Source organism: Streptomyces sp. NBC_00273, from assembly GCF_036178145.1.
GTDB lineage: Bacteria > Actinomycetota > Actinomycetes > Streptomycetales > Streptomycetaceae > Streptomyces.
The window spans coordinates 6,886,856-6,906,255 of record NZ_CP108067.1 but is presented as its reverse complement, the minus strand read 5'-3'; the positions used below and the strand labels follow the sequence as shown (position 1 = coordinate 6,906,255).

The following is a 19,400-nucleotide window of genomic DNA, read 5'->3' as shown; positions in this document are numbered from 1 at the left end:
GCACCCGATGGAACGGAATCCATGGTTCAGCTCGCGTCGTGAGACAGATCCTGCCCCGCGGGGGCGGTGTGGGCTAAGGTGCCCACCATGTACGCGCACTCGAACCAGAACTGGTGGTGGACCGCTCCCGGCGGCCCACTTCTCGCGCGTACCTGAAGACACGCACGACGCGAAGGCCGCCCCGAGGGGCGGCCTTCCGCGTTTTCGACCACGTCGTCGGATCCCAGGAGCCGCTCCTCCCACCGGAAGGACGCTCCGCCCCATGAATCCCAGCCGACCCGACCGACTGAGCCGACTGCTCGACCCCGCCTGCCCGCCGTTCGCCCTGCTGCGCCGCCGGACCCCCGGCCGCGACCACGACACCGTCGAGGTGCTGATCGGGCAGGTGGGCGAGGTCGAACGCCTCGCCGACCTGCCCGTCGGCGAGCTGCCCGCCCTCGCCCTCGTCCCCTTCCGGCAGATCCGGGAGCGCGGCTTCGACGTGCGCGACGACGGCACTCCGCTGAGCGTGCTGGTCGCCGAGGAGGCGTACGAGATCCCGCTCGCCGAGGCGCTGGCCGCGCTGCCGAGCCACCCGGTGCGGGTCGACGACGGCGGCTTCGACGTCCCCGACGAGGAGTACGCGGCCACCGTCCGGCGGGTCATCGAGGACGAGATCGGCCGCGGCGAGGGCGCGAACTTCGTGATCCGGCGCACCTACGAGGGCCGCATCGACGGCTTCGACCGCGCCGACGCGCTCGCGCTGTTCCGGCGGCTGCTGGAGGGCGAGCGGGGCGCGTACTGGACGTACGTCGTCCACACCGGGGAGCGGACCCTCGTCGGGGCCAGCCCCGAGGTGCACGTGCGGATGTCCGGCAGGACGGTCGTGATGAACCCGATCAGCGGCACCTACCGCTATCCGGCCGGGGGGCCGACGGCCGACTCCCTCCTCGCCTTCCTCGGCGACCGCAAGGAGACCGAGGAACTGTCGATGGTGGTCGACGAGGAACTGAAGATGATGTGCACGGTCGGCGACATGGGCGGGGTCGTCGTCGGACCGCGGCTGAAGGAGATGTCCCACCTCGCGCACACCGAGTACGAGCTGCGCGGCCGGTCCTCGCTGGACGTGCGGGAGGTACTGCGCGAAACCATGTTCGCGGCGACGGTCACCGGATCCCCCGTGCAGAACGCCTGCCGCGTCATCGAGCGGTACGAAGCGGGCGGGCGCGGCTACTACGCGGGCGCGCTGGCCCTGCTGGGCCGGGACCCCGCGGGGGCGCAGACCCTCGACTCCCCCATCCTGATCCGCACCGCCGACATCGCGGCGGACGGCACGCTGCGGGTGCCGGTGGGCGCCACGCTGGTCCGGCACTCGGATCCGGCGGGCGAGGTGGCGGAGACCCATGCGAAGGCGGCGGGGGTGCTGGCGGCGCTCGGGGTGCGGCCGGCCGCACCGCGCCGGGCCTTCGAAGGGGCCCGGCTGGCCGACGACCCGCGGGTGCGGGCGGCCCTCGCGGCGCGCCGCGAGGACCTGGCACCGTTCTGGCTCCGGATGCAGGAGCGGCCGGCCGCCCCGGCGGGCCATGCGCTGGTGGTGGACGGCGAGGACACCTTCACGGCGATGCTGGCGCACGTCTTGCGGGTGGCCGGGCTGGAGGTGACCGTACGCCGCTACGACGATCCGGGGCTGCGGGCGGCGGCCCTGGCCTGGGCGGGCCCGATCGTCCTGGGCCCCGGCCCGGGCGATCCGGCCGACGCCGCTGACCCCAAGATGCGGATGCTGCGCGCGCTGACGGCCGACCTGCTGGCCGGGCACCGCCACGGCCTGGTCGGGGTCTGCCTGGGCCACGAGCTGCTGGCGGCCGAGCTGGGCCTGCCGCTGGTCCGCAAGACGGAGCCGGCACAGGGGGCGCAGACCCGGATCGATCTGTTCGGGGCCGAGGAGGTGGTCGGCTTCTACAACACGTACACCGCGCGCTGCGACGACGTCCTGGCCGGCCGGCTGGCCGCCGAGGGGGTCGAGGTCGCCCGCGACGCCGGGACGGGCGAGGTGCACGCCCTGCGGTCCCCGGCCGGGGGCTTCGCGGGGGTGCAGTTCCACCCGGAGTCGGTCCTCACCCTGCGCGGCGCGGACCTGCTGCGCGAGCTCCTCACGGGGATCACGGCCGGGGTGGCGGCCTAGGCTCCCCCGCCCGTGGCGGCTCCCGTGCCGGGCGCGGGGGTCGTCGCCGCCGTCCGGCGGGCCAGGACGGACCGGATCCCCTGCCAGGACAGGACCACCAGCAGCACCGGGGCCCCGACCACCAGGACGGGGAGCGCGCCGAGCGCCAGTCCGACGGACAGCACCACGCCCACGGCGTGGTCGGCGACCTCCAGCCACGGACCGGTCCGCCGACCGGGCTCGGCCCGGCGCGCCAGGTGCGCGGCGCGGTAGACGAACAGCAGTTGTACGGCGGCGAAGACGAAGGAGGTCCAGCGGATCCAGTCAGGTATGTCCACGGTGTGAAGGTAGGCCCGCCGCCGCCCTCCGTCATGGACGGTGGATGAACGCGGGCGGAAATCCCGGGGCGCGTCCGAAACGCCCCCTACTCGGGCGGGACCAGGGTGTTCTCGGAGCGGCGGCCCGCCAGGTAGTCCGCCACGTTGGCGACGGTGGTGTCGATGATCTGGCCCACCGCGTCCGTCGTGTAGTACGCCTGGTGGGAGGTCACGACGACGTGCGGGAAGGTGACGAGGCGGGCCAGGGTGTCGTCCTCGACGGTCTCCAGCGACTTGTCCATGAAGAAGACGCCGGCCTCCGCCTCGTACACGTCCAGGCCGACGCCCTCGAAGCGGCCCGCCCTGAGCTCGTCGACCAGTGCCTCGGTGTCGATCAGCCCGCCGCGGCTGGAGTTCACCAGGATCGCGTCGTCCCGCATCCGCCGCAGCGCGGCCGCGTCGATGAGGTGCCGGGTGGAGTCCAGCAGCGGCACGTGCAGGCTGATCAGGTCCGAGGAGGCGAGCAGCTCGTCCTTGTCCACGTAGGTCATGCCGAGCTCCAGGCACGCCGGGTTCTGCACCACGTCCCAGCCCAGCAGGCGCATGCCGAAGCCGTGCGCGATCCGGGTGAACGCCGCTCCGATCTTGCCGGTGCCGAGCACGCCGACCGTGCGGCCGTGGAAGTCCCGGCCCATCAGCCCGTTCAGCCGGAAGTCGAAGTCCCGGGTCCGGGTCGTCGCCCGGACGAGCCGCCGGTTCACGGCCATCGCCAGGGCCCAGGCGAACTCGGCGACCGAGTAGGGCGAGTAGTACGAGACCCGGCTGACCGTCATGCCGAGGCGCCGGGCCTCGTCCAGGTCGATGTTGTTGAAGCCGGTGGACCGCTGGGTGATCATCTTCGTCCCGCCCGCGGCCAGCATCCTCAGCACCCGGCCGCTCAGGTCGGCGTTGACGCTGGAGGAGACGATCTCGTACCCGGCGGCGATCGGCGCGGTGTCCTCCTCCAGGAAGACTTCGAGGCAGCGGACCTCGTGCGTTCCCGCGAAGGCCTGCTCCAGGAGCGGCTTCTCGTCGGCGGTCACACCGAATGCCAGGATCTCCACGCCCGCTCCCGCACCTCGACGCCATGGGCCGTTCGTCACGATACGGCCCATGGTGTCGGGTCGCCGCTCAGCCGAAGAAGACCCCGGCCTCCTGGTACAGCGCGGGATCCACCGTCTTCAGCTTCGACGTCGCCTCCGCGATCGGCACCCGGACGATGTCCGTCCCCTTGAGCGCGACCATCTTCCCGAAGTCCCTGTCGAGCACCGCGTCGATCGCGTGCAGCCCGAACCGGGTCGCGAGCCACCGGTCGAAGGCGCTCGGCGTGCCGCCCCGCTGGATGTGCCCGAGCACCGTCGTACGGGCCTCCTTGCCGGTCCGCGCCTCGATCTCCTTGGCCAGCCACTCGCCCACGCCCGACAGCCGGACGTGGCCGAAGGAGTCCAGGGAGCCGTCCTTCAGCACCATCTCCCCGTCCTTGGGCATGGCGCCCTCGGCGACCACCACGATCGGCGCGTAGCTCGCCTTGAACCGGGAGGTCACCCAGGCGCAGACCTCGTCCATGTCGAAGCGCTGCTCCGGGATGAGGATGACGTTGGCGCCGCCCGCGAGGCCCGAGTGCAGGGCGATCCAGCCGGCGTGCCGGCCCATGACCTCGACGACCAGGACCCGCATGTGGGACTCGGCCGTGGTGTGCAGCCGGTCGATGGCCTCGGTCGCGATGCCGACGGCGGTGTCGAAGCCGAAGGTGTAGTCGGTGGCCGACAGGTCGTTGTCGATGGTCTTGGGCACGCCGACGCAGGGGATGCCGTACTCCTCGTACAACCGGGCCGCGACCCCGAGGGTGTCCTCGCCGCCGATCGCGATGAGCGCGTCCACCTCGTACTTCGCGAGGTTCTCCTTGATGTCGCGCACGCCGTTCTCCGTCTTGAACGGATTGGTGCGCGAGGAGCCGAGGATGGTGCCGCCGCGGGGCAGGATGCCGCGGACGGCGGGGATGTCGAGGGGGACGGTCCGCCCCTCGACCGCGCCCCGCCAGCCGTCCTTGAACCCGATGAACCCGCAGCCGTACTCCTGCTCGCCCTTGCGGACGACGGCCCTGATCACCGCGTTGAGCCCGGGGCAGTCGCCGCCGCCGGTCAGCACTCCGACCTTCATGGAATCTCCAATCGCCATGACGGTCACGCTAGTGGTGACCCACGTCACAGCAAGGGGCTTGGAGAGGGCGATTCCGGTGGAATCGTGAGGCGTTGCGTACGCCCGTTCACTCGTACGAGGACGTAAGTACGATCGACGGGCGGTGCAGACGCTCGGCGGCCCGGTCTACGCGTCGTCGAGGCCGCGCTCTATGGCGTACCGGACGAGCTCCACCCGGTTGTGCAACTGCAGCTTGCCCAGGGTGTTCTGGACGTGGTTCTGCACGGTGCGGTGGGAGATGACCAGACGCTCGGCGATCTGCTTGTACGACAGCCCCTTGGCCACGAGCCGCAGCACCTCGGTCTCGCGGTCGGTCAGTTGCGGGGCCTTCGGCTCGTCGGAGGTGGCCGGCAGCGGGTCGGTGGCCAGGCGCCGGTACTCGCCGAGCACCAGCCCGGCCAGGCCCGGGGTGAAGACCGGGTCGCCGGCCGCGGTACGGCGGACGGCGTCGATGAGCTCCTGGGCGCCGGCGGACTTCAACAGGTAGCCGGTCGCGCCGGACTTCACCGCCTCCAGGACGTCCGCGTGCTCACCGCTGGCCGACAGGACCAGGACCCGCAGGGCCGGGTTGGTACCGACCAGTTCCTTGCAGACCTGCACGCCCGGCATGCCGGGCAGGTTGAGGTCGAGGACCAACACGTCGGGGGTGACGGCGTGGGCCCGGCGGACCGCCTCGGGGCCGTCGCCGGCGGTGGCGACGACGTCGAAGCCCGCGGCGGCCAGGTCGCGGGCGACCGCGTCCCGCCACATGGGGTGGTCGTCGACGACCATCACCCTTATCTCGTGCAGCTCGTTCGGCCTGTTCGGGTCGTTCACGTCGGTGCGCTCGCTCATCTCTTGTCCGTCCTCGCCCTGGGTACCTTCAGTTCCACTTCGGTGCCCTGCCCGGGAACGGACACCAGATCGGCGCTGCCGCCGAGATCGCGCAGCCTGCCGCGGATGGACAGGGCCACCCCCATCCGGCCCTCGCCCGCCGCCTGGTCCAGCCGGCCCGCCGGAATGCCGGGGCCGTCGTCGCGAACGGTCACGATCACCTCGTCGCCCCAGTCCTCGACGAGGATCCAGGCCCGCGCCCCTTCCCCGGCGTGCTTGCGCACGTTGTCCAGGGCGGCGCCGACCGCCGCGGCCAGTTCCTTCGCGGCGGGCACCGGCAGCGGCACCGGGGTGCCCGGCTCGGCGAAGCTCACGCGGGACCCGGCGTGCGGGGCGAGGAGCGTGCGCAGGTCCAGTTCGCCGTCCTCGGCGCCCGGATCGTCCACCTCGTACGTGTCCACCAGTGCACCCTGCGACTCGTCGCGGGAGACCCGGGAGGGCCGTACCAGCCCGCTGGAGACCAACGTGCGCAGCGCCACCTCCTGCTCCCCCGCCATCCGGCCGAGCTCCTCCGCCTCGCCGCCCAGCTCGCTGCCGCGCCGCTGGACCATGGCGAGGACCTGGAGGACCCCGTCGTGGATGTCGCGGGCGAGGCGCTCGCGCTCGCGGGTGGCGGCCTCGATCTCCAGGGCGCGGGCGAGGGTGTTCTCACTGGCCCGGGCGACCTCGACCACGTAGCCGATGGCCACGGAGGCGACCCAGACGAGCAGGACGTTGTGCAGGGTGTCCTGGGTGGGCTGGCCGGTGTGGATGGCGAGGTTGGCGGCGGCCACGAAGGTGGAGGCGAAGCAGGCCCAGCGCCAGCCGCCCTTGATGGCGTAGGCGAGGACCGCGCCCGCCGTCCAGATGGTGGGGAGGGTGCTGCCGCCCTCGGCGATCCGCGCCTGGGTGTCGGCGACCGGGGTGAGCACGATCCCGACGACCGCGACGGTGAGGTCGGCGACGAGGAAACGCTTGGTACAGCTGGCCGCGTTCGCCACCTTGCGGGAGGTGGCGAGGGTCCAGACGGCGAGGAAGGCGAGGTAGCCGACCGCGACCCCGGGGCGGGGGAACTCCTTGTACGCGGCGGCGAACAGCAGCGCCGCATAGACCGTGGTCAGCAGCCGGTACGCGGTCAGGGCGCGCCAGAGCGGCTGCTCGACCGACATCCGTACGACACGTTCGCGTTTCGCCATCTCCCCCACCCCTCGCGGGCGGTACCGCCCACGCGCAGCTACTCCGACGTGCCGTCGGCCTTCTCGCCCTTGTCGCCCTTCTCCGCCTTGGCGGCCTTTTCGGCCTTCTCGGCGTCGGCGATCTGGCGCTTGGCCGCCGTCGCGTAGATGTCGACGTACTCCTGGCCGGAGAGCTTCATGATCTCGTACATGACCTCGTCGGTCACCGAGCGCAGGATGAAGCGGTCGTTGTCCATGCCGTGGTAGCGGCTGAAGTCCAGCGGCTTGCCGATCCGGATCCCCGGGCGCATCAGCTTGGGGACCACCTTGCCGGGCGGCTGGATCTTCTCCGTGTCGATCATCGCTACGGGGATCACGGGCGCACCGGTGGCCAGGGCGACGCGGGCCAGTCCGCCGGGCTTGCCGCGGTAGAGGCGTCCGTCGGGTGAACGCGTGCCCTCGGGGTAAATACCGAACAGCTCTCCGCGCTCGATGACCTGGATGCCGCTCTGGATCGCGGCCTCGCCGGCCCCGCGGGCGCCGGAGCGGTCCACCGGGAGCTGGCCGACGCCCTTGAAGAAGGCGGCCGTCAGCTTGCCCTTGACCCCGGGAGAGGTGAAGTACTCCGCCTTGGCGATGAAGGTGACCTTCCGGTCCAGCACCGCCGGCAGGAAGAAGGAGTCGGAGAAGGACAGGTGGTTGCTCGCGAGGATCGCCGGCCCCTCCGCGGGAATGTTCTCGAGGCCCTCCACCCACGGCCTGAAAGCGAGTTTCAGTGAACCGCCGATGGAGAACTTCATTGCGCCGTAGATCAACTCGAAAGCCTTCCTGTGTCTGTCGAACAGACCATATCCCGTGCCTACACCGGCAGGGGCCCGACGACCCTGGCCGGTGCCACCCCGGTCGCGTACGGTGAAGTCACACAGAGCAACGCACCCACCCGACGTACATCATGATCAAGGAGACCCTGGTGCCCGTCCTCCCTGGAGCCGAGCCGTTCCGCCACGAGGGCGGAGAGGTCGGCGTCCTCCTCTGCCACGGCTTCACCGGTTCCCCGCAGTCCCTGCGCCCCTGGGCCGAGTATCTCGCCGGGCGGGGGCTCACCGTGTCGCTTCCGCTGCTGCCCGGACACGGGACGCGCTGGCAGGACATGCAGCTCACGGGCTGGCAGGACTGGTACGCCGAGGTAGACCGCGCCCTGCGGGAACTGCTGGACCGGTGCGAGCAGGTGTTCGTCTTCGGGCTGTCGATGGGCGGAGCGCTGACCCTGCGGCTGGCGGCCAAGCACGGGGACGCCATCAGCGGCATCGTCCTCGTCAACCCGGCCAACAAGGTGCACGACCCGCTGGCCGTGACCCTGCCGGTGACCAAGCACCTCATCCGGTCGACGCCGGGCATCGCCAGCGACATCGCGAAGCCGGGCTCGGAGGAGGTCGGCTACGACCGGGTCCCGACCCGGGCCGCGCACTCGCTGAAGAAGTTCCTCCAGCTCGTGGACGCCGAGCTGCCGCAGGTGACGCAGCCGATGCTGCTGCTGCACAGCCCGCAGGACCATGTCGTACCGCCGGTCGACTCCGCCCGGGTGCTGGCCCGGGTCTCCTCGACGGACGTCACCGAGACCCTGCTGGAACAGAGTTACCACGTCGCGACGTTGGACCATGACGCGGAGCGGATCTTCGCGGACAGCTATGCGTTCATCGGCCGCCTGGCGGAGAGCGTGGGTAGGGAGGGGGCGGAGGCCGGTGGCTGAGCACGAGGAGCAGTCGGGCGGGGTTCCGCCGCTGGACGAGGAAGCGGCGTGGGCGGCGATCGTCGCCGGGTACGGGCAGGAGCCGCCGGACCCGCCGGGGGCCCGGCCGTTCAGACCGATCGAGAACCTCCTCCTGCCGGAGGAGGACGTCAAGCCGCTGCCCGCGGAGTCCGGACCGGACGCGAAGGCCGATCCGAAACCGGAAGCGAAGCCGGACGCGAAGCCGGAGGCGAAGCCAGACCCGGAACCGGGTCCTCCGGCGGCGCTGGGCAGCTCCGTGCTCTTCGCCCCGGGCGTGGGCATGGCGGGTCCCCGGGACCATTCGCCGGCGGAGCCGCAGGACGATGACCTGACCGCGGCGGAGGAGGGCCACTTCGTCCCCCCGGAGCCGGAGCTCCCGCAGGCGGACACGACGTCGAAGTTCGCGTGGCTCGCGGTCGTCGGCGGCCCGGTACTGCTGCTGCTCGCGGTGCTCCTGCAGTGGGAGATGACCTGGTGGCTGACGACGCTGGGCATCGGCGGCTTCCTGGGCGGCTTCGCCACGCTGGTCGCACGCATGGCGACCGGCGACGACGATGACGACGACGACCCGGGCCGCGGCGCGGTCGTCTGACCCCGAAGCTTCCTGGGGCTCCGCCCCGGACCCCGCGCCTCGATCTCCCCCGGCTACCGCTGGGAGGTGCCCCTGGCGGGGCTGAAATGTAGCCTCGCCGGCGATTGAGGCGGGGGGGCCGGGGGCGGCACCCCCGGCTAGGGCGCGGCTGCCAAACGGAGGGCCGCCAGCACCGGCAGGTGGTCCGTCGCCGTGCGCAGATCGGTGGTCGAGAGTCCCGGCAGCCCCGAAGGGACGCCGCAGGCCAGCACCTCCACCCCCTTCGTGGCGAACACGGCGTCGATCCGGCGGTCCGGCGCCGCCGCCGGGAAGGTCGGTTCGCCGCCCCACGGGGCCACCGCCCGGCAGTCCTGGAGCTCGGCGGCCAGCCGCCCGTACGCCGGCCCGTCCGGGCCCTCGTTCAGGTCGCCCGCGGCGATCGCGTGGGGCACGTCCATGGCCGCCAGCCGGTCCAGCAGCAGCTCCGCGTGGGCCCGGCGCTCCGCGGCCTGGAGCGAGAGGTGCAGGGAGGCCAGGCCCACCCGCACGCCCCCGACCCGGACCACCGCCGTGGCGAAGCCCCTGCGGTGCAGGCCGGGGGTGCGCGGCAGCAGGACGTCCTCCGTGCGCTCCACGAAGACCCGTAGCGAGCACAGCAGCAGCGGCCCGGCCGCCGTCGCGCCCCCGCCCAGCACCACCAGGTCGCACTTGGCGGCCAGCCGCGCCGCGTGTTTGCGCCATCGGAAGAACCGGGGGGCCTCCTGCACGAGGACGAGGTCGGGCTCGCACGCCCGGATGACCCGGGCCAGCGCCTCCTCGTCGTCGCGCAGGGAGCGGATGTTGTAGCTGAGTACCCGGATCACGGCAGAACCGTCGGGCTCCGTACGAGACTTCGGCAGCTGGTCCATGCCCCGCAAGATACGCAGCCGCCCGCCGCTCCCCCAAGGGGCGCGGCGGGCGGTACGCATGGAAATGAGGGTGGAGCGGGCTCAGCCCTGGCGGGCCAGGTCGGCCGCGCCGACGAGCCCGGCCTTGCCGCCCAGTTGCGCGGCGAGGACCTGCGCGTGCGGACGCCAGGCGCCGCCGACCAGCCAGCGCTTGAAGGACTTGCGGATCGGGTCGAGGACGAGGTCGCCCTCGTCCGAGACCCCGCCGCCGACGATGAAGGCGGACGGGTCGAACAGCGAGGCCAGGTCGGCCAGCCCGGCGCCGGCCCAGCGGGCCAGTTCGCGGAAGGCGTCGATGGCCACCAGGTCGCCCTGCCGGGCGGCCTCGCTGATGTGCTTGCCCTCGATGCCCTCGGCGGTGCCGTCGCCGAGCGAGAGCAGGATCGCCGCGTTCTCGGGGGTGGCGTTGGCGCGCTGCTTCGCGTACCGGACGAGGGCGCGCCCGGAGGCGTACTGCTCCCAGCAGCCCTGGCTGCCGCAGCCGCACAGCAGGCCGTCCGGGACGACCCGGATGTGCCCGAACTCGGCCGCGACGCCGAAGCGGCCGCGCCGCAGCTTGTTGCCGATGATGATGCCGCCGCCCAGGCCGGTGCCGAGCGTGATGCAGATGACGTCGTCGTGGCCCTGACCGGCGCCGAAGCGGTACTCGCCCCAGGCCGCGCAGTTCGCGTCGTTCTCGACGACGACGGGCAGGCCGATGCGCTGCTCGACCTTGTCCTTCAGCGGCTCGTGCCGCCAGTTGATGTTGGGCGCGAAGAGCACGGTCGCGCGCTTGTCGTCCACGTAGCCGGCGGCGCCGATGCCGACGGCCTCGATGCTGTGGTTGCTGCTGACCTCGGAGACGGCGGCGCAGATGGCCTCCGTCACTCCGTCCGCGGTCGGCGGGGTGGGCACCTTGTACGTCTCAAGGATCGTGCCCTCTTCGTCGACCACGCCGGCCGCGATCTTCGTGCCGCCGATGTCGACGCCGATGGTGAGTCCCATTAGTCCCTCGGTTTCCGGTCAAACCCCGCCACCGCCAACGGTACCCGAGGCTTCCGGGGGATCAGTCGAGATCGATCCGCTCGGAGGGGCCGTCGTCGGGGCCGTCGTCCCGGGGGTCGCGGTCGTGGGACGCCTGCCGGGGGGCCGGGGGTTCGCCCCGCGTCCAGCGGCGCTCGTGGCCCTCGACGGCCGAGCGGTAGGCGGCGAGGAGTTCGGATCCGGCGGCCGCGAGGTGGTCGAAGACCTCCGGGTTGCGCTCGATGACGGGCTTGGCGGCGGTCTTGGCCTGGTCGACGAACTGGCGCACCGCACCCTGCGCGGCCACGCCGAGCAGCGGGTTGTTCAGCCCGGACACCTTGTCGGCGACGGCTTCGAAGAGCTTGAAGAGCTCCTCGGCGGCGGTGCCGGTGCCGCCGGCCGCGGCCTGCTCCTGTCCGCGCAGGCGCTCCTTCTCGGCGGCGAGGTCCTCGGCGCAGGCCTTGGCCCACGCGTCGTCGTCGGTGGGACGGTCGGTGGCCTCGCTCATGGCGGACTCTCTCCTGCGGCGGCTGCTGGACGTGCGGTACGGACTACCTTCGACGGTACCCGAACGGGGGTAAGGGGTTCATCGCGTGCGGGGCCACAGTCCCGGGTCGGGGGTGAACCGGACGCGGAGCTCCCCCTCGACGAGGGCGGCGCCGGAGACGGTGCAACGGCGCAGCGCCGCGGGGAGCGGAACGATCCTGCGGTGGGGGCCGGCGGTGAGCAGCAGCTCGTCGCCGCGGCGGACGAGGTCGAGGTCGCTCTTGTGCGCGCCGGGCAGCGGTACCACCCAGACGAGCACCCCGTCCTCGGCGAGGTGGTCCTCGACGGCCCAGGCGCGGCGGGGTGCGGGCGCCTCGGGCACGAGGGCGTCGGCGGCGGCGAGCAGCTCCAGGTCCTGCGGGCCGCGCGGGTCGCGGCCGAGGTGGGCGAGCGCCACCACCGGGAGCTCGGCGGCCCACTCGGCGGCGTACTTCTGCTGCTGGGCGGCGAGCCCGGCGAGCCAGGGGTCGGCGGATTCCGCCGGCACGGTGCGGTTGGCGACGAGGGCGGAGACGGGCAGCGGCTGCAGGGCGAGTCCGAGCCGGCCGAGGCGCAGCGCGTCGGCGGCGGCCGGGCCGGGCTCGGCGACCAGCCGCAGCTCGGTGGTGTCGGCCTCGACGACGGCCTGGACGGCGGCCAGCTCCTCGTCCCAGCGGGCGGCGGTCTCGTAGAGCCACTGCGCGGGCATGGGTACGCCGGCCAGCTGGGCCAGTACCGGGCGCAGGGCGCGGGCGGCCTGCCGCTCGGCGGGCAGCAGCCGGGCGAGGTAGCGGCGCAGCTGGGCGGGGAGGGCCAGGGTGGCCACGGCCTGCTGGAGCGGCGGCATGTCGACGACGACGAGGTCGGTGTCGGGCGCGGCGGCGGCCCGTCGCAGGGCGCGGAGCAGGGCGAACTCCTCGGCGCCGGGCAGTTCGGTGATCTCCTCGGCGCCCAGCGGCCGGGCCCCGACCATGCCGAGCAGGGCGGATCCGCGCTGCTGGAGGGCGACGAGCTCGTCGCGGAACTCCTCGCCGGAGTCCACCCGGGCCACCCGCAGCCCGGGGGCGGCCGGGTCGCCGACCAGGGCGGTGAGGGGGTCTCCGACGTCGCCGGAGAGCAGCAGTACCCGCCGCCCGTCGCGGGCCGCGGCGAGGGCGGTGGCCGCCGCCACGGTGGTCCGCCCGGCCCCGCCGGGGCCGGTGATCAGCAAGGTGTGCATGGTGCGGGTGCTCCGGTGTGCCGAAAGCGGGAAGCGGGAAGCGGGATCAGACGGTTTCGACGCGCTTCTTCAGGCCCGCGAGCGCGCGGTCGATGATGACCTTCTCGGCCTTGCGCTTAATCATGCCGAGCATGGGGATCTTGACGTCGACGGTCAGCTGGTAGGTGACCTCGGTGCGCTTGCCGCCGTCGACGGGGGTCAGCCGGTAGGAGCCGTCCAGCTGGCGCAGCATCTGGGACTTGTCCAGGGTCCAGCTGACCTCGTCGGTGCCCTTCCAGCTGTAGGCGAGGGTGTGGTCGTCCTTGATCGCGCCCGCGTCGAGCAGCAGGCGGACCTTCTCGGCGCGCCCCTCGGCATCGGTGGCCAGCACCTCGGCCTCCTTCACCTCGCCGGTCCACTCGGGGTACCGGGCGAAGTCGGCGATCACGGCCATCACGTCGGTGGGCGCAGCCTCGATCGTGATGCTTGAGCTGGTGTGTTCCGCCATCGCGGTCGCTCCTCCGGGCTGGGGGTGGTACCTCCCAGCGGCCGCTGGGCAAGTTCGAGGACGTGTGCGGCCTGTGGCCGCCGCGTGAAGGCTACCGCGCGTGTGGACGTCGCCACTCCAGCGCCTCCCGCACCCTGCGGGAGCCCGCCGCGAAGCGGCCGGATCCCTACCATTCGAGGACCCAGGGCCGGCCGGTGGCCGCGAAGTGGCCCACGTTCACGCACTCGGTGCTCCCGATGCGCATGCGGCGGGCGAGCGGCTGGTGGACGTGTCCGAAGAGGGCGTACCGGGGGCGGGTGCGGCGGATCGCGGCGAGCAGGGCCTCGCTGCCGCGTTCGAAGCGGCGGGCGACGGTGTCGTAGCAGAGCTCGGGCACTTCCGGCGGGATGTGCGAGCAGAGCACGTCCACCTCGCCGAGGGCCTCCACCTTGGCGGCGTACTCCTCCGGGTCCACCTCGTACGGGGTGCGCATCGGGGAGGGCAGTCCGCCGCCGACGAAGCCGAAGACGCGGCCGCCGATCTCCACCCGCTGGCCGTCGAGCACCGTGAGGCCGTGGCGGTCGGCGTACTCGGGCCACAGACCCGGGATGTCGACGTTGCCGTAGGTGGCGTACGTGGGGGTGGGGAAGGCGGCGAACATCTGCGCGTACTGGCGGCGCACGGCGCCCTCGATGAGGGTGTCCCGGTCCAGGCCGGCCCACAGCTCCCGGCCGAAGGCGCGGGCCTCGTCGAAGCGGCGCGCGGTGCGCAGCTCGACGATCCGGTCGGCGTTCTCGACGCCGAACAGGTCGGGGAAGATCCCGCGCGAGTGGTCGGCGTAGTCGAGGAAGAGCACGAGGTCACCGAGGCAGACGAGGGCGTCGGCGCCGTCGCCCGCCCGGGTGAGGGCCTCGGTGTTGCCGTGCACGTCGCTCACGACGTGGACCCGGGTGCGGCCTGCCCCGCGCCCCGCCCCGCGGTCTGCCCCACGGCCTGATCCGCTCGTGCCGAACTGCTGTCCCCGCATGCCTCCAGCCATGCGGCCAACCCTAGAGCTGCCTGGTGGCGGCGGGTAGAGGGGGTGGGAGAGGCGGCCGGACCTGCGGTTACTTCCGAGTCGCAGGCGGGGTCGACTACTGTCGGCACGTTGGGGCGAGGCGGGGTAAGTACAGAATGTGACGCACGGAACATCTGGCCGGTTCCCCCTATCGGGAACCCACTACCGGTGGGTAACGTCCGGTCGGTCCACATGGTGGCGATGGCGCCCAGAGGAGCAGCAGTCTTGCGCGAGTTCAGCCTTCCGGCCCTGTACGAGGTCCCGTCGGACGGGAACCTGACGGATCTCATCCGCCGCAACGCCGCTCAGCATCCAGACACCGCCGTCATGAGCCGCAAGGTCGACGGCCGGTGGCAGGACGTGACCGCGACGGAGTTCCTCGCCGAGGTCCGGGCCGCGGCCAAGGGCCTCATCGCGGCCGGCATCCGGCCCGGCGACCGGGTCGCCCTCATCTCCCGCACCCGCTACGAGTGGGTGCTGTTCGACTTCGCGATCTGGAGCGCGGGCGGCGTCACCGTCCCCGTGTACGAGACCAGCTCCCCCGAGCAGGTCCAGTGGATCCTCGGTGACTCCGGCGCCGTCGCCGTCATCGTGGAGAGCCCGGCGCACAGCGCGGCCGTGGCCTCGCTGCGCGACCGGCTGCCGGAGCTGCGCGAGGTCTGGGAGATCGAGCAGGGCGCGCTGGAGGCGCTGAAGGCCGCCGGCGCGGAGATCTCCGACGCCGAGGTCGAGGAGCGCAGCAGCCTCGCCAACGCCGACGACCCGGCCACCATCGTCTACACCTCGGGCACCACCGGCCGCCCCAAGGGCTGTGTGCTGACCCACCGCAACTTCTTCGCCGAGTGCGGCAACGTGGTGGAGCGCCTCAGCCCGCTCTTCCGCACCGGCGACTGTTCGGTCCTGCTCTTCCTCCCGGCCGCGCACGTCTTCGGGCGCCTGGTGGAGGTGGCGGCCGTGCTGGCGCCGATCCGCCTGGGCTGCGTACCGGACATCAAGAACCTGACGGACGAGCTCCAGTCCTTCCGGCCCACCTTGATCCTCGGTGTCCCGCGCGTCTTCGAGAAGGTCTACAACTCGGCGCGCGCCAAGGCCCAGGCCGACGGCAAGGGCAAGATCTTCGACGCCGCGGCCGACACCGCGATCGCCTACAGCCGCGCGCTGGACGCCCCGGGCGGCCCGTCCTTCGGGCTGCGCCTGAAGCACAAGCTGTTCTCCAAGCTGGTCTACAGCAAGCTGCACACGGTCCTCGGCGGGCGCGGCGAGTACGCGATCTCCGGCGGCGCCCCGCTGGGCGAGCGGCTCGGCCACTTCTTCCGCGGCATCGGCTTCACGGTGCTGGAGGGCTACGGCCTCACCGAGTCCTGTGCGGCCACGGCCTTCAACCCGTGGGACAAGACGAAGATCGGTACGGTCGGCCAGCCGCTGCCCGGCTCGGTGGTGCGCATCGCGGACGACGGCGAGGTGCTGCTGCACGGCGAGCACATCTTCAAGGAGTACTGGAAGAACGAGACGGCGACCGCCGAGGCGCTGACCGACGGCTGGTTCCACACCGGCGACGTCGGCACCCTCGACGAGGACGGCTACCTCGCGATCACCGGCCGCAAGAAGGAACTCATCGTCACGGCGGGCGGCAAGAACGTCGCGCCGGCCGTCATCGAGGACCGGATCCGTGCGCACGCGCTGATCGCGGAGTGCATGGTGGTGGGCGACGCACGGCCCTTCGTGGCGGCGCTGGTCACCATCGACGAGGAGTTCCTCGGCCGGTGGGCCGCGGAGAACGGCAAGCCGGCCGGTGTGACGGCGGCGGAACTGCGCGAGGACGCGGAGCTGATCGCCGCCGTCCAGAAGGCCGTGGATGACGGCAACGCTGCGGTTTCCAAGGCGGAATCGGTGCGGAAATTCCGCATTCTTCCCTCCCAGTTCACGGAGGAGTCGGGTCACATCACGCCGTCGCTGAAGCTGAAGCGCAACGTGGTGGCCAAGGACTTCGCGGACGAGATCGAGGCGCTCTACCGCGGCTAGTCCGCCGCTTGTCTACCGGGGGTCCTCGGCGAGGATCCGGGCCATGTTCCGCTCCGCGAGGGCGGTGATGGTCAGGAACGGGTTCACGCCGAGCGATCCGGGGACCAGGGAGCCGTCGACCACGTACAGCCCCTGGTAGCCCTTCGCCCGCCCGTACCCGTCGGTGGCGTCCCCGAGGACGCAGCCGCCGAGCGGGTGGTAGGTGAAGTTGTCGGCGAAGGCCTTGTTGTCGCCGAAGAGGTCGTACCGGTACATCGTGAAGTTCCGCCAGTTGATGCGGTCGAAGAGGTTCTTCGCCGCATTGACCGAGGGCGTGTTCTGGTCCCGCCGCCAGTTGAGCCGGGCCGAGTCGGTGGCGGCGTCGTAGGTGAAGTGCCCGCGCTCCCGGTTCTTGGTGATGGCCAGGTACATCGAGATCCAGTGCTCGATGCCCATGGGGAGCGGGGCGATCTCGGCGAAGACCGGGTTCGAGGCGTTGTCCCAGTCGTCGATGCCCATCGCGGGCATGGTGGCCTGGTTGCAGCCGACCGTGTCCCACAGGTGGTTGGCGCGGGCGGTCATGACGTTGCCGTTGGGGCCCCAGCCGAGCCCGACCTCGTCGCTGAGCGCGGGCAGCGTCCCCTTCTCGCGGGCCCGTAGCAGGATCTCGGTGGTCCCCAGGCTCCCGGCCCCGAGGAAGAGCTGTTTGCAGCCGAGTTCGCGTACCTGGGTGACCCGTCCGGTGACATCGCTGGTCCGTACCGTCAGGACGTATCCCCCGGCCGGGTCGGGCCGTACGCCGACCACGCGCTGCATGGTCTCGATGGTGACGTTGCCGGTGCCGATGGCGGCGGCGAGGTAGGTCTTGTCGACGCTCTTCTTGCCGTGGTTGTTGCCGTAGATGACCTCGCCGGCGAGGGCCGAGCGGGGGGCGGTGCCGGCCGCCTCGCGCTTCATGTGCTCGAAGTCGTAGACGTTGGGGACGAAGACGGTCTTCAGGCCGGTGTTCTGGGCGTGCTTGCGGGAGATCCGGGCGAAGCGGTACCACTCGGTGGATTCGAACCAGGCCGGGTCGATGTCGTTCACCCCGAGCATGGCGCGGGCACGGGGGTAGTAGGTGCCGTACATCTCGTCGGCGTCGACCTGGGGCAGCACCTCGGAGAAGTACGAGCGGCGGGGCGTCGGGGCCATGCCGCCGTTGACGAGCGATCCGCCGCCGACCCCCCGGCCGACGTAGACGGACATGTCGCCGTAGTTCACGCGGTCGAGGACGCCGGGGTAGGGGCTGATGTCGCGGTTGACCACGTCGAGCCAGAGGAACTGGGCGAGCGGGGCCTCGGTGCGGTTGCGGAACCACATGGAGCGCTGGTCGGGCGCGGAGGTGGAGGGGAAGACCTTGCCGTCGGCCCCGGGGGTGTCCCAGAGCCGGCCCATCTCCAGTACGACGGTGCGTACGCCCGCCTGCCCGAGCCGCAGGGCGGCGACGGCGGAGCCGTAGCCGGAGCCGACGACGATGGCGGGGGCGTACTGGGCTGCGGCGGGCTCCACGGCCGCGGCGGAGGCCGCCCCGATCCGGGTGAAGCCGAGCGCGGCGGCGGTCGAGAGGGCGCCGAGTCCCAGTAGTTGACGGCGCGTCAGGTTGGATGTCATGGCCGCATCATGGGCGGAATCCAGCCGTCCGCCCAGACGCGGCATTGACAGACATCTGAGGAACAGTCAGGCATGGCTACGCGGCCCGTCGCCAGCGGCTCCGCCGCCGGGGCTCCGCCCCCGAACCCCGCTCCTCAAACTCCCCCAGCTACCGCTGGGAGGTGCCCCCTGGCGGGGCTGGACTTTGCCGGCGCGGGCCGACAGTTCCAGCCCCGCCAGGCGAACGGCAGCAGCCGAATTCAGCCCCGCCGGCGTTTGGGGCGCGGGGGTCCGGGGGCAGGGCCCCCGGCAGCGGCGCCGCGCCGCACCGCACCGGCTACAGCAGCTCGCGCAGGCGTTCCGCCAGGAGGTCCCAGCGCCATTTCTCCTCGACCCATTCGCGGCCCCGCTCGCCCATCCGGCGGCGCAGGTCCGGATCCTTCAGCAGGGTGACGATCCGGTCCGCCGCGTCCTCGGGGGATCCGCCCCGCACGACCCAGCCCGTCTCGCCGTCCAGCACCGCGTCCGGCGCCCCGCCCGAGTCGCCCGCGATCACCGGCAGGCCCGTGGCCGAGGCCTCCAGGTAGACGATGCCGAGCCCCTCCACGTCCAGCCCGCCCCGGCGGGTCCGGCAGGGCATGGCGAAGACGTCACCCGCGCCGTAGTGGGCCGCGAGTTCCGACCACGGGACGGCTCCGGTGAAGACGACGGAGTCCGAGACCCCGGTGGAGACGGCCAGCTCCCGCAGGTCCGCCTCGTAGGGCCCGCCGCCCACGATCAGCAGTACCGCGTCCGGCACCGCCGCCAGGATCCGCGGCATCGCCTCGATCAGCGTGTCCTGCCCCTTGCGCGGCACCAGCCGGGAGACGCAGACGACCACCGGCCGGTCCGTCAGCCCGAGCCGGGCCCGGACCTCGGCCCCGCCCGATCCGGGGTGGAAGGTCTTCTCGTCCACCCCCGGCGGGAGTTGCACCATCCGGGCCGCCGCCCGGTCCGTCACCGCCGAGGCGATCCGCGAGCGCGTGTACTCCCCCAGGTAGGTCAGCGTGTCCGTGCCCTCGCCGATCCGGCGCAGCAACTGCCGCGCGGCCGGCAGCTGGGCCCAGCCCGCCTCGTGTCCGTGGGTGGTCGCCACGATCCGCCGCGCGCCCGCCCGCCGCAGCGCGGGGCCCATCAGCCCGAGCGGGGCCGCCGCCCCGAACCACACGGACTCGCAGCCGTGTTCGCGCAGCAGGCCCACCGCCCGCCGCGTGACGCGCGGGGTCGGCAGCAGCATCGTCGTACGGTCGCGGACCACCTGGAACGGCTGCTCCGCGTCGAAGGCCGCGGTGGCCTCGCGGCCCTCCGCGCTGTGCTTCCAGGTGGAGGCGTAGACGACGATCCGGTCGGGATCCAGCCGTAGTGCCATGTTGTGCAGGAAGGCCTGGATGCCGCCCGGTCGCGGCGGGAAGTCGTTGGTCACGATCAGCGTCTTGTGCATCGCTGCCAAC

At 72.3% G+C, this 19,400-nt stretch carries 19 protein-coding genes; 5 read left to right on the top strand and 14 right to left on the bottom strand.

Annotated elements, in window-relative coordinates:
• Positions 1-87 precede the first annotated feature (87 nt).
• A complete protein-coding gene (locus OG386_RS47010) occupies positions 88-156 on the top strand; it encodes a trp operon leader peptide (RefSeq protein WP_202203957.1) in 69 nt (22 codons plus the stop codon).
• 106 nt (positions 157-262) lie between these two features.
• Positions 263-2,161: an anthranilate synthase family protein gene (locus OG386_RS30730; protein ID WP_328790792.1), complete on the top strand. Its 1,899-nt coding sequence runs from the start codon at positions 263-265 to the stop codon at positions 2,159-2,161.
• On the opposite strand, the gene OG386_RS30725 is transcribed toward OG386_RS30730, so the two are convergent.
• The 6 genes from OG386_RS30725 to OG386_RS30700 form a co-directional block, all read right to left on the bottom strand.
• Positions 2,158-2,478: a hypothetical protein gene (locus OG386_RS30725; protein ID WP_328790791.1), complete on the bottom strand. Its 321-nt coding sequence runs from the start codon at positions 2,476-2,478 to the stop codon at positions 2,158-2,160. The two genes, OG386_RS30730 and OG386_RS30725, sit on opposite strands and share 4 nt — an antisense overlap.
• Positions 2,479-2,564: 86 nt before the next feature.
• Positions 2,565-3,560, bottom strand: a complete 996-nt coding sequence (locus tag OG386_RS30720) for a 2-hydroxyacid dehydrogenase (protein WP_328790790.1) — start codon at positions 3,558-3,560, stop codon at positions 2,565-2,567.
• Positions 3,561-3,627: 67 nt separating this feature from the next.
• Positions 3,628-4,656 (bottom strand): 6-phosphofructokinase, encoded by a 1,029-nt coding sequence (locus OG386_RS30715; RefSeq protein WP_328793421.1) that lies wholly within the window; start codon positions 4,654-4,656, stop codon positions 3,628-3,630.
• A gap of 165 nt (positions 4,657-4,821) precedes the next feature.
• Positions 4,822-5,529, bottom strand: coding sequence for a response regulator transcription factor (locus OG386_RS30710; protein ID WP_327385909.1), 708 nt, complete (start codon positions 5,527-5,529; stop codon positions 4,822-4,824).
• Positions 5,526-6,743: a MacS family sensor histidine kinase gene (gene macS, locus OG386_RS30705; protein WP_328790789.1), complete on the bottom strand. Its 1,218-nt coding sequence runs from the start codon at positions 6,741-6,743 to the stop codon at positions 5,526-5,528. The genes OG386_RS30710 and macS overlap by 4 nt, the downstream gene beginning before the upstream one ends.
• Positions 6,744-6,781: 38 nt before the next feature.
• Positions 6,782-7,522: a lysophospholipid acyltransferase family protein gene (locus OG386_RS30700; RefSeq protein ID WP_328793420.1), complete on the bottom strand. Its 741-nt coding sequence runs from the start codon at positions 7,520-7,522 to the stop codon at positions 6,782-6,784.
• 170 nt (positions 7,523-7,692) lie between these two features.
• On the opposite strand from OG386_RS30700, the gene OG386_RS30695 reads away from it, so the two are divergent.
• Positions 7,693-8,472 (top strand): alpha/beta hydrolase, encoded by a 780-nt coding sequence (locus OG386_RS30695; protein WP_030010357.1) that lies wholly within the window; start codon positions 7,693-7,695, stop codon positions 8,470-8,472.
• Positions 8,465-9,085 carry a hypothetical protein gene (locus OG386_RS30690; RefSeq protein WP_328790788.1) on the top strand — a complete coding sequence of 207 codons (621 nt, stop codon included), beginning with the start codon at positions 8,465-8,467 and terminating at the stop codon, positions 9,083-9,085. The genes OG386_RS30695 and OG386_RS30690 overlap by 8 nt, the downstream gene beginning before the upstream one ends.
• A 137-nt stretch (positions 9,086-9,222) precedes the next feature.
• Here OG386_RS30690 and OG386_RS30685 read toward each other — a convergent pair whose 3' ends face one another.
• From OG386_RS30685 to OG386_RS30660, 6 genes are all read right to left on the bottom strand, one after another.
• A complete protein-coding gene (locus tag OG386_RS30685; RefSeq protein WP_328790787.1) occupies positions 9,223-9,972 on the bottom strand; it encodes an endonuclease/exonuclease/phosphatase family protein in 750 nt (249 codons plus the stop codon).
• A gap of 81 nt (positions 9,973-10,053) precedes the next feature.
• Positions 10,054-10,995 carry an ROK family glucokinase gene (locus OG386_RS30680; protein WP_328790786.1) on the bottom strand — a complete coding sequence of 314 codons (942 nt, stop codon included), beginning with the start codon at positions 10,993-10,995 and terminating at the stop codon, positions 10,054-10,056.
• A gap of 61 nt (positions 10,996-11,056) precedes the next feature.
• Complete coding sequence (locus OG386_RS30675) at positions 11,057-11,521, bottom strand: DUF5304 domain-containing protein (protein WP_328790785.1); 465 nt, start codon at positions 11,519-11,521, stop codon at positions 11,057-11,059.
• 78 nt (positions 11,522-11,599) lie between these two features.
• Positions 11,600-12,757 (bottom strand): ArsA family ATPase, encoded by a 1,158-nt coding sequence (locus OG386_RS30670; protein WP_328790784.1) that lies wholly within the window; start codon positions 12,755-12,757, stop codon positions 11,600-11,602.
• 46 nt (positions 12,758-12,803) lie between these two features.
• On the bottom strand, positions 12,804-13,244 hold the full coding sequence (locus tag OG386_RS30665) for an SRPBCC family protein (protein ID WP_327385901.1): 441 nt from the start codon (positions 13,242-13,244) through the stop codon (positions 12,804-12,806).
• A 166-nt stretch (positions 13,245-13,410) separates the two neighbouring features.
• On the bottom strand, positions 13,411-14,250 hold the full coding sequence (locus OG386_RS30660) for a metallophosphoesterase family protein (RefSeq protein ID WP_328793419.1): 840 nt from the start codon (positions 14,248-14,250) through the stop codon (positions 13,411-13,413).
• A 255-nt stretch (positions 14,251-14,505) separates the two neighbouring features.
• Here OG386_RS30660 and OG386_RS30655 point away from each other — a divergent pair, with 255 nt between their 5' ends.
• The gene (locus OG386_RS30655; RefSeq protein ID WP_328790783.1) at positions 14,506-16,302 is read left to right on the top strand and encodes an AMP-dependent synthetase/ligase; all 1,797 of its coding nucleotides are present in this window, start codon (positions 14,506-14,508) and stop codon (positions 16,300-16,302) included.
• Positions 16,303-16,314: 12 nt separating this feature from the next.
• On the opposite strand, the gene OG386_RS30650 is transcribed toward OG386_RS30655, so the two are convergent.
• On the bottom strand, positions 16,315-17,931 hold the full coding sequence (locus OG386_RS30650; protein ID WP_328790782.1) for a GMC oxidoreductase: 1,617 nt from the start codon (positions 17,929-17,931) through the stop codon (positions 16,315-16,317).
• A gap of 316 nt (positions 17,932-18,247) precedes the next feature.
• Positions 18,248-19,390, bottom strand: a complete 1,143-nt coding sequence (locus OG386_RS30645; RefSeq protein WP_328790781.1) for a glycosyltransferase family 4 protein — start codon at positions 19,388-19,390, stop codon at positions 18,248-18,250.
• Positions 19,391-19,400: the final 10 nt, after the last annotated feature.

Coding starts and splice junctions, on each gene's coding strand:
- OG386_RS30730 (WP_328790792.1), top strand. CDS start 263: ATGAATCCCAGCCGACCCGACCGACTGAGCCGACTGCTCGACCCCGCC.
- OG386_RS30715 (WP_328793421.1), bottom strand. CDS start 4,656: ATGAAGGTCGGAGTGCTGACCGGCGGCGGCGACTGCCCCGGGCTCAAC.
- OG386_RS30710 (WP_327385909.1), bottom strand. CDS start 5,529: ATGAGCGAGCGCACCGACGTGAACGACCCGAACAGGCCGAACGAGCTG.
- macS (WP_328790789.1), bottom strand. CDS start 6,743: ATGGCGAAACGCGAACGTGTCGTACGGATGTCGGTCGAGCAGCCGCTC.
- OG386_RS30700 (WP_328793420.1), bottom strand. CDS start 7,522: ATGAAGTTCTCCATCGGCGGTTCACTGAAACTCGCTTTCAGGCCGTGG.
- OG386_RS30685 (WP_328790787.1), bottom strand. CDS start 9,972: ATGGACCAGCTGCCGAAGTCTCGTACGGAGCCCGACGGTTCTGCCGTG.
- OG386_RS30680 (WP_328790786.1), bottom strand. CDS start 10,995: ATGGGACTCACCATCGGCGTCGACATCGGCGGCACGAAGATCGCGGCC.
- OG386_RS30675 (WP_328790785.1), bottom strand. CDS start 11,521: ATGAGCGAGGCCACCGACCGTCCCACCGACGACGACGCGTGGGCCAAG.
- OG386_RS30670 (WP_328790784.1), bottom strand. CDS start 12,757: ATGCACACCTTGCTGATCACCGGCCCCGGCGGGGCCGGGCGGACCACC.
- OG386_RS30665 (WP_327385901.1), bottom strand. CDS start 13,244: ATGGCGGAACACACCAGCTCAAGCATCACGATCGAGGCTGCGCCCACC.
- OG386_RS30660 (WP_328793419.1), bottom strand. CDS start 14,250: ATGCGGGGACAGCAGTTCGGCACGAGCGGATCAGGCCGTGGGGCAGAC.
- OG386_RS30650 (WP_328790782.1), bottom strand. CDS start 17,931: ATGACATCCAACCTGACGCGCCGTCAACTACTGGGACTCGGCGCCCTC.
- OG386_RS30645 (WP_328790781.1), bottom strand. CDS start 19,390: ATGCACAAGACGCTGATCGTGACCAACGACTTCCCGCCGCGACCGGGC.